The organism is Ureibacillus sp. FSL K6-3587 (assembly GCF_038593165.1).
In the GTDB taxonomy this organism is placed as follows: Bacteria; Bacillota; Bacilli; order Bacillales_A; family Planococcaceae; genus Ureibacillus; species Ureibacillus suwonensis.
The window spans coordinates 1,464,479-1,476,448 of the sequence record NZ_CP151969.1 but is presented as its reverse complement, the minus strand read 5'-3'; the positions used below and the strand labels follow the sequence as shown (position 1 = coordinate 1,476,448).

Annotated in this window: 11 protein-coding genes; 8 read left to right on the top strand and 3 right to left on the bottom strand. The window is 41.3% G+C overall.

Going from position 1 to position 11,970, the window contains the following annotated elements; genetic code table 11:
- The first annotated feature begins 58 nt into the window (after positions 1-58).
- The 6 genes from NSS77_RS07260 to NSS77_RS07235 all read left to right on the top strand — a co-directional run bounded on the left by NSS77_RS07260 (position 59) and on the right by NSS77_RS07235 (position 5,435).
- Complete coding sequence (locus tag NSS77_RS07260; protein WP_342470997.1) at positions 59-820, top strand: MerR family transcriptional regulator; 762 nt, start codon at positions 59-61, stop codon at positions 818-820.
- Between the two features lie 141 nt (positions 821-961).
- A complete protein-coding gene (locus NSS77_RS07255; RefSeq protein ID WP_342470996.1) occupies positions 962-1,642 on the top strand; it encodes a hypothetical protein in 681 nt (226 codons plus the stop codon).
- Positions 1,643-1,714: 72 nt separating this feature from the next.
- A complete protein-coding gene (locus NSS77_RS07250) occupies positions 1,715-2,797 on the top strand; it encodes a 3-oxoacyl-[acyl-carrier-protein] synthase III C-terminal domain-containing protein (protein ID WP_342470995.1) in 1,083 nt (360 codons plus the stop codon).
- Position 2,798: 1 nt separating this feature from the next.
- Positions 2,799-3,347 carry an isoprenylcysteine carboxylmethyltransferase family protein gene (locus NSS77_RS07245; protein WP_342470994.1) on the top strand — a complete coding sequence of 183 codons (549 nt, stop codon included), beginning with the start codon at positions 2,799-2,801 and terminating at the stop codon, positions 3,345-3,347.
- Positions 3,348-3,790: 443 nt separating this feature from the next.
- Positions 3,791-4,213: a DUF1641 domain-containing protein gene (locus NSS77_RS07240; RefSeq protein ID WP_342470993.1), complete on the top strand. Its 423-nt coding sequence runs from the start codon at positions 3,791-3,793 to the stop codon at positions 4,211-4,213.
- Between the two features lie 37 nt (positions 4,214-4,250).
- Positions 4,251-5,435, top strand: coding sequence for an NAD(P)/FAD-dependent oxidoreductase (locus tag NSS77_RS07235; protein ID WP_342470992.1), 1,185 nt, complete (start codon positions 4,251-4,253; stop codon positions 5,433-5,435).
- A 34-nt stretch (positions 5,436-5,469) separates the two neighbouring features.
- Here the strand turns inward: NSS77_RS07235 and NSS77_RS07230 are convergent, their stop codons facing one another.
- Positions 5,470-6,684 (bottom strand): MFS transporter, encoded by a 1,215-nt coding sequence (locus NSS77_RS07230; RefSeq protein WP_342471220.1) that lies wholly within the window; start codon positions 6,682-6,684, stop codon positions 5,470-5,472.
- 230 nt (positions 6,685-6,914) lie between these two features.
- Here NSS77_RS07230 and NSS77_RS07225 point away from each other — a divergent pair, with 230 nt between their 5' ends.
- Complete coding sequence (locus NSS77_RS07225; RefSeq protein ID WP_342471219.1) at positions 6,915-8,078, top strand: MFS transporter; 1,164 nt, start codon at positions 6,915-6,917, stop codon at positions 8,076-8,078.
- An 81-nt stretch (positions 8,079-8,159) separates the two neighbouring features.
- Here the strand turns inward: NSS77_RS07225 and NSS77_RS07220 are convergent, their stop codons facing one another.
- On the bottom strand, positions 8,160-8,774 hold the full coding sequence (locus NSS77_RS07220) for a DedA family protein (protein WP_342470991.1): 615 nt from the start codon (positions 8,772-8,774) through the stop codon (positions 8,160-8,162).
- A 199-nt stretch (positions 8,775-8,973) separates the two neighbouring features.
- Between NSS77_RS07220 and NSS77_RS07215 the strand changes: the two genes are divergently transcribed.
- Entirely contained in the window at positions 8,974-10,503 is a 1,530-nt protein-coding gene (locus NSS77_RS07215) for an NAD(P)H-hydrate dehydratase (protein WP_342470990.1), read from the top strand.
- Between the two features lie 141 nt (positions 10,504-10,644).
- On the opposite strand, the gene NSS77_RS07210 is transcribed toward NSS77_RS07215, so the two are convergent.
- Positions 10,645-11,913 (bottom strand): cytochrome P450, encoded by a 1,269-nt coding sequence (locus NSS77_RS07210; RefSeq protein ID WP_342470989.1) that lies wholly within the window; start codon positions 11,911-11,913, stop codon positions 10,645-10,647.
- Positions 11,914-11,970 lie beyond the last annotated feature (57 nt).

The window sequence follows — 11,970 nt, the reverse complement described above, 5'->3', positions numbered from 1 at the left end:
TTCTATTGACCTTTACGTTGCGTCAACCTTTAAGATGAGATTGTCAGGAGGGATTTCAATGGAATACACGATCAGCCAATTAGCGAAATTGGCAGGAATCAGTACAAGAACGTTGCGATACTACGATGAAATCAACTTATTGAAACCGAAAAGAATCAACAGCTCCGGCTACCGGATTTATGGCCAAGAAGAAGTCGACCGGTTGCAACAAATTTTATTTTTCCGGGAATTGGGCGTCAGTATTGAAACAATTCTTTCCATCATGAATGACCCAAACTTTGATTCACTCAAAGCTTTGGAAAGCCACTTGGCACAGCTGATGAAAAAGAGATCCCGACTGGACAACTTGATCGATTCTGTGAAAAAAACGATCGCCCATGAAAAAGGAGAGATGACAATGAATAATGAAGAAAAATTTGAAGCTTTCAAAGAGCGGTTAATAGAAGAAAATGAACAAAAATACGGCGGAGAAATCCGTCAAAAGTACGGCGACGATGCAGTCAACGGGTCCAATAATAAATTCCGCAATATGTCAAAAGAAGACTTTGAGGCATTCAAACAACTGGCAGAAGAAATTCTTGATCTGTTGGAAAAGGCTAAGAGAACGGGTGACCCTGCTTCCCCTCTTGCCCGGGAACTGGCCGCAAAACATAAACAATGGCTCACTTACACTTGGTCCTCTTATTCAAAAGAGGCCCATCGCGGATTGGTGGAAATGTATGTGGCAGACGACCGTTTTAAAGCCTACTACGACAAAAAAGGTGGAGGGGCGGCGGAATTTTTGAGAGACGCCGTTATTCATTATTTGGAGGAAAATTAATATAAACTTGATGAAAAGCCGTTCCGAATAGTCGGAGCGGTTTTTTTCCATTTTTTTATAAAATTTGAATGATTTTTTAATTATTTGGAAAGAATAGTTGAAGAAAATGCCACCAACTGCACATAAAGGAGATTTGCCCTGATGATGCAAAAAAAGGAGAACAAATTAACAAAAACTAAATACCATTATGACAATCGAGAATACATAATCCTGAACAAATGCCCTCACTGCAATTTGGATATTCATCCAACGGTCGAAAACACTTACCGGTTTGAAAATAAAAGTTTTCATATCCAAGTGTTATCGTTGACTTGCCCTTCCTGCAGAAACGATTATTTTGTCGTCAATAAATGCGAGGCATTGAGCAATGCCCAAAATCAATATTTATTTACGATTCCTGAATACACCTTTCGAAACGAATCCCTGATTCAAAACACATCAAAAAAATTTCAAAATTTATATACCCAATCCGTACATGCGGAATTGCACGGCAATCATGATATCGCCTTTTTCGGTTATATCAAATCCCTTGAAGTTCTTGTAAAAGACATTGTAATCATTGAGCACCCGGATTCGGAAGATACGGTGCTGTTCAGCAGTCTCATCCACTGCTTGGAAAAATTCCATTCAACCAATATCCACTTATTCTCAAAAAAATTATTGGAAGTCTTAAAAAATGACTATCTACATTATCAAAAGGGACCGGAATTCTCCTCATATACTGAACTCGTAAAAGATTGCATCGATTATTTTTTACTATATTTAGAGTTATTGCAAAAAACTTTTTCATTAAATGAAAAACGCAAAGAAAAAGAAGCGTAAAAAAGGCGCTTCATGATTTTGCATAACCGGTCAACCGCCTGGAAATGATAGATAAAAAAAGGAAGGTCACAAATGCCTAAAATTGTTTCGGTCAGCACCCATAAACCACAATACACTCTCCATCAGCATGAAATTGAGCAGTTTACAAAGGCATTATTTCAAAATAAAATTCCCCGATTAGAAAGGCTATTAAAAGTGTTTGAAAATGGGGAAATCAAGACCCGGCATTTTTGCGTGCCGTTGGAATGGCACAAAGTAGAACATACCTTTGAAGAACGGAATGAATTATATATTCAAATTGCGGTGGAATATAGCGTGAAGGCGATTCAAAATTGCCTTCAGAATGAAATCTTTTTGAATCGGCCGATATCGACGGAAGAAATTGACGCCATCTTTTTTGTATCCAGCACCGGCATTTCCACTCCCAGCATTGATGCACGCATCATGAACAAACTGAAATTTTCCGACCGGATCAAACGGTTGCCGATTTGGGGGCTCGGCTGTGTGGGAGGCGCATCCGGCATCAGTAGGGCATTTGATTATTGCCTTGCCCATCCCAAAGAAAAAGTGCTCGTTGTCTGCGTCGAATTATGCAGCCTCACCTTTCAGCGCAACGATTATTCAAAAAGCAACCTGGTCGGAGCTTCCCTTTTCGCGGACGGTGCCGCTTGCGCTTTGGTCTGCGGCGATGAAGCGGAAGTGGAAACCCGGAAACAGATCCCCTATATTCTGCGAACGGCTTCAAAATGGATGCCCGATTCAGAAAATGTAATGGGATGGGATATAAAAAATGATGGTTTTCATGTCATCTTTTCAAAAGATATCCCGACAATTATTTCAAATTGGCTTGGGCCGTTTATTCAATCATTTTTCAACGAAGCAGGCGTTTCATTAAAAGATCTGGAACATTTCATCGCTCATCCCGGGGGAAAGAAAGTGCTGCTTGCCTATCAGGATGCGCTTCAACTGAGCGAAAACCATACCGCCCTTTCCAAAAAAGTTCTGCAAGAAAACGGCAATATGTCTTCACCGACCGTATTATACGTTTTGGATGAATATATGAAAATTGCGGGTAAAGCCGGGGCATACGGTTTACTGGTCGCTCTGGGACCCGGATTTAGCGGGGAAGCCGTACTGCTCCAATGGAGGGATTAAGTTGCAGATTTTTATTTTTACCATCTCCTTCGTCATTTTGCAAAGAATCAGCGAATTGATTATCGCAAAACGGAATGAAAAACAAATGCGGAAACTTGGTGCATACGAAGTGGGGGCTTCCCATTATCCGTTCATGATCTTGCTCCATGCCGGTTTCTTTATCAGTCTCATAGTGGAAGTCATTGTATTTGAACGATCAATATCCCCTTTTTTTGGCTATCTATTGTTCCTCTTCTTACTGGTGCAATCTTTGAGAGTTTGGTGTTTATCATCACTAGGGATGTTTTGGAATACAAAAATCATTGTCCTGCCCGGGGCCAAAACCATTAAAACGGGACCATATGCATTTTTCAAACACCCGAATTACCTGGTCGTATGTTGTGAAATCATTCTATTGCCGATGATGTTCCAAGCCTACTTCACAGCCATTGTGTTCACCGTTCTCAACTTGATCATGTTATCCATACGTATACCGATTGAAAATAAAGCATTAATAGAAGCGACCAATGGTGAATATACCTATAACAAAAAAATTCAGCATCCCAGCTGAATTTTTTCCTTTTTCAACAACATAAATTTTTTGGGTGTAAACATAATAATAAAAAATGATAGTTATTTATCAATTTATAAAAACAAATAACAAAATAATATTAGAAATTAAAATAGATAAAGCGTATAATTCAATTAATGGAAAAAATAAAGTTCAAAAAAACTCAACAATTTCGCAATATAATTGGCATAATTTTATAAATTTTCAAAAAACGATATGCTTTTCTTTTTTATAAAAAGGTGATAAAAAAGGAAAACGTTTTCATTTCTTTTTGTTGAAGACAATATTGCCCTCTGTAAAAACAGCACTTGATTTAACGGATTTTTGTATTATATTTAAACTGTAGTAAACTTTGTTAAATGTTTCACATAGTTTCATGTTGAGTTTTTTCTTCCCAAATGTTGTTTTTAGATGGGCACAAAGATAAGTAAAGGAGAATGGGTATGTCAGAAGAATTAGTGAATCAAGTTGAGTCCGCTGTAAACAAGGAAAAGCAAGATTTACTCGATCAGTTATTAAAACCTGAAGTGCAAGAGTCCTTGACATATTTAGTAGAACAACTCCCAAAGCTGGCTGAATTGGTGGGACTTCTTACAAAAGCTTACGATTTTGCGCAACAAGTGGCGACAGATGAAGTGTTAAAAAGCGATACAGTGAACGCAATCAAAGAAGTTTCCGAACCTGTTGTCGGCACAGTCAAAAACTTGGCACAGACTGCCATTGAAGCCAAAGATCGTGCTGATGAATCCAGTGAATCAATCGGCTTGTTCGGCGTGTTAAAACTGTTAAAAAATCCGGAAGTTCAAAAACTTTTACGCTTTGCGAACGCCTTCTTGGAAGTTTCAGCTGAACGTAAAAATCAATAATGGTTGTCATTTAATAAAGTAAGGACGGAGGAATAATATGTCAAAACACATCGTCATCTTAGGTGCTGGCTATGGTGGTTTATTAACTGCCTTAACTTTACGTAAATATGCAAATGAAGATGAAGCAAAAATAACAGTTGTCAATAAATATCCCGATCATCAATTAATTACTGAATTGCATCGCCTAGCCGGAGGAACAATTTCAGAAAAAGCAATCTCCTTTCCATTAAAAAAATTATTTAAAGGCAAAAATATTGAAACAGTAATCCAAGAAGTAAAATCCTTTAATGTTGAAAATAAAGAAGTATTCTTGGCAAACGGTTCTGTTTTATCCTATGACTACTTAGTTGTGGCACTTGGCAGCCAAACCGGTTTCTTCGGCATTCCAGGCTTGGAAGAAAATTCAATGGTATTGAAATCCGTTGATGACGCCAAAAAAATCTACAATCATATTGAAAACAAAATTGCGTCTTATGCGAAAACAAAAGACGAAGCGGATGCAACCATCGTCATTGGCGGCGGCGGTCTAACAGGTGTGGAACTTGTCGGTGAAATCGTCGATAACGCTCCAACCATTTGCGCTAAATACGCCGTAGACCCTGGCGAATTAAAAATCAAATTGATTGAAGCAGGTCCAAAAATTTTGCCGGTATTGCCTGATGAACTCATTGAACGTGCAACAAAATCTTTGGAAGCCCGCGGCGTTGAATTCTTGACAGGTCTTCCTGTAACAGGCGTGGAAGGCAATGTGATTTCATTAAAAGACGGCTCAACTATCACAGCCAATACGTTTGTATGGACAGGCGGTGTAGCAGCTCTGCCAATCGTACAAGAATCCGGCCTTGAATGCGACCGCGGTAAAGCCATCATTGACGAATACTTACGCTCCAAATCCCATCCGGATGTATTCGTGGTTGGTGACGCTTCCGTTGCGCTTCCTGAAGGAGGAGGCCGTCCATTATATGCCCCTACTGCCCAAAACGCATGGCAAATGGGTGAATTTGCAGGTTACAACATTTATGCCACAATTAAAGGGCAAAAATTAAAAGAGTTCAGCCCAGTGAACTCCGGTACCCTTGCAAGCCTTGGACGCAAAGACGGCGTAGCGACAGTCGGCAGCAACAATATTTTATTAAAAGGTCTGCCAGCTTCATTAATGAAAGAAGCAAGCCACGTACGCTACCTATCACATATCAAAGCATTATACGGTTTGGCTTATTAATAAATATGAAAAGTGCGGCGCAATGCCGCACTTTTCATTTCTCTTCTTTTGGTTTTCCTGCCTCCACCAACACTTTATTGCCCACTAAAAAGAAGCTGATCATCAGCATGGCAATGCCCGTACCAATTAATAACAATTCGATGTCAATCAAATCGCTTATCGGCCCGAATATAAGCATTCCCAATGGCATCATGGATGTTGAAATCATCGAAAACACGCCGAATATCCTTCCCAAGTAATCCCCCTCCACTTTTTCCTGCAACAATACAGTCGTAGGTGTATTAAACAGGGGCATTCCTACACCGGCTATTCCCATAATACATAAATAAATCCAGAAGTTTGGCACAATCCCTAACAATAAAGTACAAACCGCAAGAAAAATGCTCGATAATGCCATGGTATGCATTCTGTTTTTAAATCCGCCCCATACGGCAATGACCGCTCCCCCAATCATCATGCCGACAGAAAATGCAATTTCGATTGCCGAAAGCCGCCAAACGTCTCCCCCAAAGGTGCGGGTTACTTGCAGTGGCGTAAGGAAGGAAACCGGCGCCGCCAAAACGAAAAAGATTGCAAAGAGAGTGAACAAAGTTTTTAAAAAGGCATGGTTTTTAATATAGGATAATCCTTTTTTAAAGTCATCAAAATATCCAACTTTCCCTTGTTCCAAAGCTTTTTCATGCGGCGGGATCCGCAAAAAGAACAATAATGTTGCCACCGCAATCGCAGCGGTTACCACATCAATGAAAAACAACATTTCCAATGTGGTGATCGAAAGCAATGCCGCGCTGATCATTGGGGAAACCAACATGACAAATGCCTGGATACTTCCATTAATTCCGTTCACTTTTGTCAACTGTTTTTCCGGTACAATTTGCGGCAATATGGCGCCTACTGCCGGCGTTTGGATACCCGTGCCAATCGATCGGATGATATACATCAGAAAAAGCATCCAAAGAGACTTATAACCGCTCAGGAAGAAAATGGCCAGGATAAGTGTGGCAAGGGCAATCGCCGAATCGGACAGGATAATTAATATTTTCCTGTTATACCGATCCGCCCACACCCCTGCAAAAGGCGATAATAAAAAGGTGGGAACAAATCCGCAAAGAATCCCAATCGTCATCATGACTCCCGACTGGGTCGTCAAAGTGATATACCACATGATGGCGTACTGGACAATGGAAGAGCCAAAAAGCGATATCGTTTGGCTCGCCAGAAAAATGCTGATATTTCGTTTCCAATTCATATACTGGTTTGCTGTCACAAGTAAGTACCCCTTTGTTTGATTTGTTTTACTAAAGTATTCCATCACCCGGTATAATTTTCTACAAAACAGCGCAAAATCGCTGGGAAGCAAGCAAATTGTTCACATTTGAACGGACTTTTATATAAAATGGAAATTAACGGATTTGAAATTTGATAGAAGGTGTGACTACATTGGCGGAAAAAAATGCTCAAGCACCCATTTATCCGATTATGATTGCCATCGCATTTGGACATTTGATCAATGATACGGTCCAAAATATAGCGCCGGCCATGTTCCCTTATCTTTCAAGAGACTTAGGTTTTACTTTTACACAGTTGGGGCTTATAACGTTCATTTTGAATATGGTTTCTTCAACCCTTCAACCAATCGTCGGCTTCATCAGCGATAAAAAGCCGATGCCTTACGCTTTGCCGATCGGAATGATAAGTGTCTTCATCGGTTTATGCATGTTCGCGTTCGCAGGTCAATATTACATCATCTTAATTGCGGCCATCTTTTTAGGATTTGGTTCCGCCATTTTCCATCCGGAAGGGTCCCGGGTTTCCTTTATGTCTGCCGGAAACAAACGGGGACTTTCCCAATCCATTTACCAGGTGGGCGGCAATTCGGGACAAGCCATTGCCCCTTTGATCGGCGCCTTTATTCTGAATGCTTTGGGGCAGCGGGGAGCGGCTGTACTCCTTCTTCTCGTAGCCATCGGTATATTTCTATTATTCAACATTTCAAAATGGTATGCACGCCAATTGCGCGCGGAAAAGTTGAATAAAAAGAAAAAGAAAATTCTGGTCTCTTCCCTGCCGCCTTTAACGAAAAAGCAGGTGGGAATTGCTCTGTTATTGCTCTTTACCATCATTTTTGCCCGTTCTTTTTACACAACAAATATCCAAAATTACTATGTGTTCTATTTAATAGACCACTATCATTTAACTACCCGTATCGGCCAAATCTTCATCTTCATTTTTATGGCTTTTGGCGTCGTCGGGACATTTTTTGGGGGATCCCTTTCCGATCGCATCGGCCGAAAAAATGTGATTCTACTTTCAGTGGTCGTGCCGATTCCTTTATGTTTGCTGCTTCCGTACATGCCCCTTTGGCTTGTTCCCGTTTTTCTCATTGTCATCGGCACGCTGATTATGATCAGCTTCTCCGTTACGGTCGTTTATGCACAAGAACTCGTTCCATCGAAAATCGGAACAATGGCGGGGCTGACAACCGGATTCGCCTTTGGAATGGGCGCAATCGGTTCTGTTGCGATTGGCTGGCTTCTTGATACGATTGGAATCAACTTGACAATGAAAATTATTTCCCTCTTGCCGGCCATTCTTTTGGTTGCATTTTTCCTTCCAAAAGACCAGGTGGAAAAGGAAGGATGAAAAACGGTGAGCGACATTCGCTTTCAAGACAAAAGCAAGCTCCTTGTTCCAATCAAAAAGGATGGGCACTCGTTCCCATCCTTATTTTTTCAATAACTGCTTTTTTCTGATGAACCAGAAGACAAATAAAAGAAAGGCAATGGCAATCACAACATAGGCGATATTTGAATAAACATCCATCACTTCAACAATTTTCGTCCAATTGTCGCCAACTGCGGCACCCACATGGACCAGCACCGTGTTCCAAATCAATGTACCTAATGTCGTCAGCAATAGGAACAGCCAGAATTTCATGTTGCTCATCCCAGCCGGAATGGAGATTAAACTGCGGATGACCGGCACAAACCGGCCGAAAAAGACTGTCCAAAAACCGTAATGGTCAAACCATGCATCCGCTTTATAAACATCATTTCTTGTTAATCTTAGAATGCGCCCGTATTTATCAACGATTTTGACAAGACGCTCTACATCCAATAGCAAACCAATACCGTATAAAATAATCCCCCCCGCTACCGACCCGAGGGTTGAAGCGATAATGACTCCTGTCACCGTCAAATCCGTAAAAGTGGTCATAAAGCCGCCAAAGGTTAAAATGACTTCTGATGGTATTGGAGGAAACAAGTTTTCCAACATAATTAAAAAGAAGACGCCTATATATCCAAAATCCTCCATGATTCCCTGAATCCATGTTTCCATTTTTTCTTCCCCTTGTTCTCTTCATTCTTGATTTTTACATTAACTCTTTCATTATGAAGCTCTTCTTTCACTTAGTCAAACCTATCATAATAAGACTCCTGTTCTTTCCCATAAGTTTCACACTACCGATAAAATGATTATTGTAAAATTAAGTAAAGTGGAAGAATCTCAAAATATCTTATGAAAAGGGGATTAAATTATGTATGTTGCCGATCAAAAATCGATGCAAATCATGGACCGTTATACAATGGAACAGTTGGGACTGCCCGGTGTTGTATTGATGGAGAACGCGGGAAATGCGGTCGTGCAGGAGATTTTGCGCGACTACCCCAACTATACCCGTGTGTTGGTTTTATCGGGACAAGGAAACAACGGCGGCGATGGTTTTGTTATTGCAAGACGTCTGATCGACTTTGGATATGATGTGTCGCTTTGCTTTATCGGCAATGAGGAAAAGTTGAAAGGTGACGCTCATATTCATTATCAAGTGTATCAAAATCGCCGGTTGCCTCTTTATGTTTATCGGGCCGGAGAAGAAGACATCTTCTTCCATATTCAATCGGCGGATGTGATTGTTGATGCGATGCTTGGGACAGGCGTTTCGGGTGAAGTGCGTTCCCCTTTTTACGAAATCATTCAAGCGGTGAATGAATCTCATAAAGATGTAATCAGTGTAGATGTTCCTTCAGGTTTGAACAGCAACACGGGGGAAGTGGCGAATATCGCCATCAAAGCAAAAAAAACCATCACTTTTGCCCTGCCGAAAATCGGATTTTTCGTCGGGGATGGACCGAAAGTGATCGGGGAATGGAAAGTGGCTGATATTTCTGTTCCCGATTCGATTGTTGAAATCCTTCAATTGCCATTGCCAAAACTGTTGGATGCGGAAACGGCGAAAACTTCGCTGCCAAAACGGGTAAAACATGGACATAAGGGGACTTTCGGCCATTGTTTGATCATTGGCGGTTCGAAATATTATGTAGGGGCACCTATTTATACCGCGAAGGCAGCCTTCCATTCCGGCATCGGCCTTGTCACCCTTGCCATCCCGGAAACGATTTATTCACAGGTTGCCGGAACGTGCCATGAAAGTCTCTTCCTCCCGCTTCCGGATACCAATGGTTCGATAGATTGCAAGGCTCTTGAAAACATAGACTATTCCAAATTTAAAACCATTGTCTTCGGTCCGGGATTGGGAAGAGAATGTGACGGCGATGCGATGATTCAAATATTGCTGGAAAAGCTGACAACGCAAACGCTGATCGTTGATGCGGATGGGTTATATTTTCTGAAGAATCATTTGAATCAATTACAACATTATAGCGGCGATATTATTGCAACTCCCCACCCCGGAGAAATGGCGACTTTAACAGGAAAAACTGTTGCCGAAGTTGAAGCGGGCCGTCTTGAAACCGCGAAACATTTGGCATCCACATACGGCATTTATCTATTGTTGAAAGGGCATCGTCCAATCATTGCTACACCAAAGGGAGAGCTTTGGATCAACCCCCATGGAAATGATGCATTAGGGAAAGGCGGCAGCGGGGACGTGTTGACAGGTTTGATTGCCTCCCTGGTTTCTCAACAAAAAGATCCATTAAAAGCCATGTTGAGCGCAAGCTACTATCATGCAACCGCCGCGGAGGAGTTAGGAAAAGAAACATCCAATTATGGAGTCACACCGATGGACATTATCCATGCTATCCCTGTGCTTTTTGGCCGAACATGATTTTGATAGTCCCACCCAGGATTTTCTCCGGGTGGGGCTATTCTGTATCATCTCGATTCCTGGCCTCCTGGGATTCCAATTGCCAATGGCACAAATATAGGCTGCCTGAAAGAAGGCCCTTTTCAGACAGCCCAGTCCATCTTAATGAATACTTTCCCTTACCCGCTTCACATCTTTCAAAATCACTTTGCTTTTTGGAATGCTCGGAATCGTATTCATTGTAATATACATATCCTGTTCCGGCACTTCATAATCCATTTTATTTATCAAATAATCCAGCGCCATTCCCATCGTTTCGATGGTCAATTGTTCACCCGGGCACCGGTGTGTGGTTTCAACATTTCCCCCTCCTTGGGGAATCAGGCTAAACCGGTCATCTTTCCAATTGGCAAAACGCTCCGGTTGAAATTCATCAGGGTTGTCCCATAAATTTGGATCGTGGTTTGTCCCATAAATGTCAAGCAGCACCAAAGTCCCCTCTTGAATTGCGTAACCGTTCCATGTAAAGCTGCTTTTCGCCTTTGCCGCAGCGAAAGGAAAAAATGGATAAAATCGTCTGACTTCTTGAATAAAAAGCGGGGTATAACCGGGGTGCTTTTTCAGCTTTACCCTTTCATGAGGATATTGTGCCAATGCCATGACAATGAAATTGATATAGACGGAAATCGCAATCACGGGACGTAAAATATTGATGATTTCAACAGCGGCCGTTTCGGCATCCAACACGTTTCCGTCCAAATCTTTATAAAAAACGAACTGATGCATGATGGAGTCTTGCTGTACTTGCACTTCGTCAGAGCGGATTTTTTCCACCAATTTCTCCATCTTTTTTTCCATTCGATTTCTTTTGTTTCTTCCCGCCCAATGCTCCGGACCAAAAGCGGCCGGTGATTCAAACATCGCCCCCAATTCATTCATAAAGGTCTCTGCATTGTCTTCATGAAGCGGATATCCGATCCATTTGAAAGCCGCTTTACATAATAAAGTTTTCATTTCTTCATAAAAGACAATCTCATTTTTTTTACTCCACTCGTCCAATGCCCTCTCCCATTCGATTTTCATAATGTCCAAGAAATTATCTACTTTTTCTTTCGTCATGACATTTAAAAACATTTTTTTCCGATGGCGATGGGCTTCTCCATCAAGAGTTTGAACGGCATTTTTTCCAAACAATGTTTCGACGACCCGGTTCGGAAAAGCATCTTGCCGTTGAAACTTTGATTGGTCATAAAACAATTGGGCTCCTTCTTTTCCCCCTAAACAAACCGCTTTCTTCCCCAATATTCTTGTTTCGAAAATGTCTGTTTGCAAATTTTTTCTGCGGTTTAAAATGTATTCATATCCTTCTTTCAACAGGGTCAGGCTATGATCGATACCTTGATCTCTCGGGATTTCATTGATATTTTCCATCGTTGCACCTCTCAAACCATTCGTTTGCTATGTTGTTTATTTTGCTCCATGTTTTCT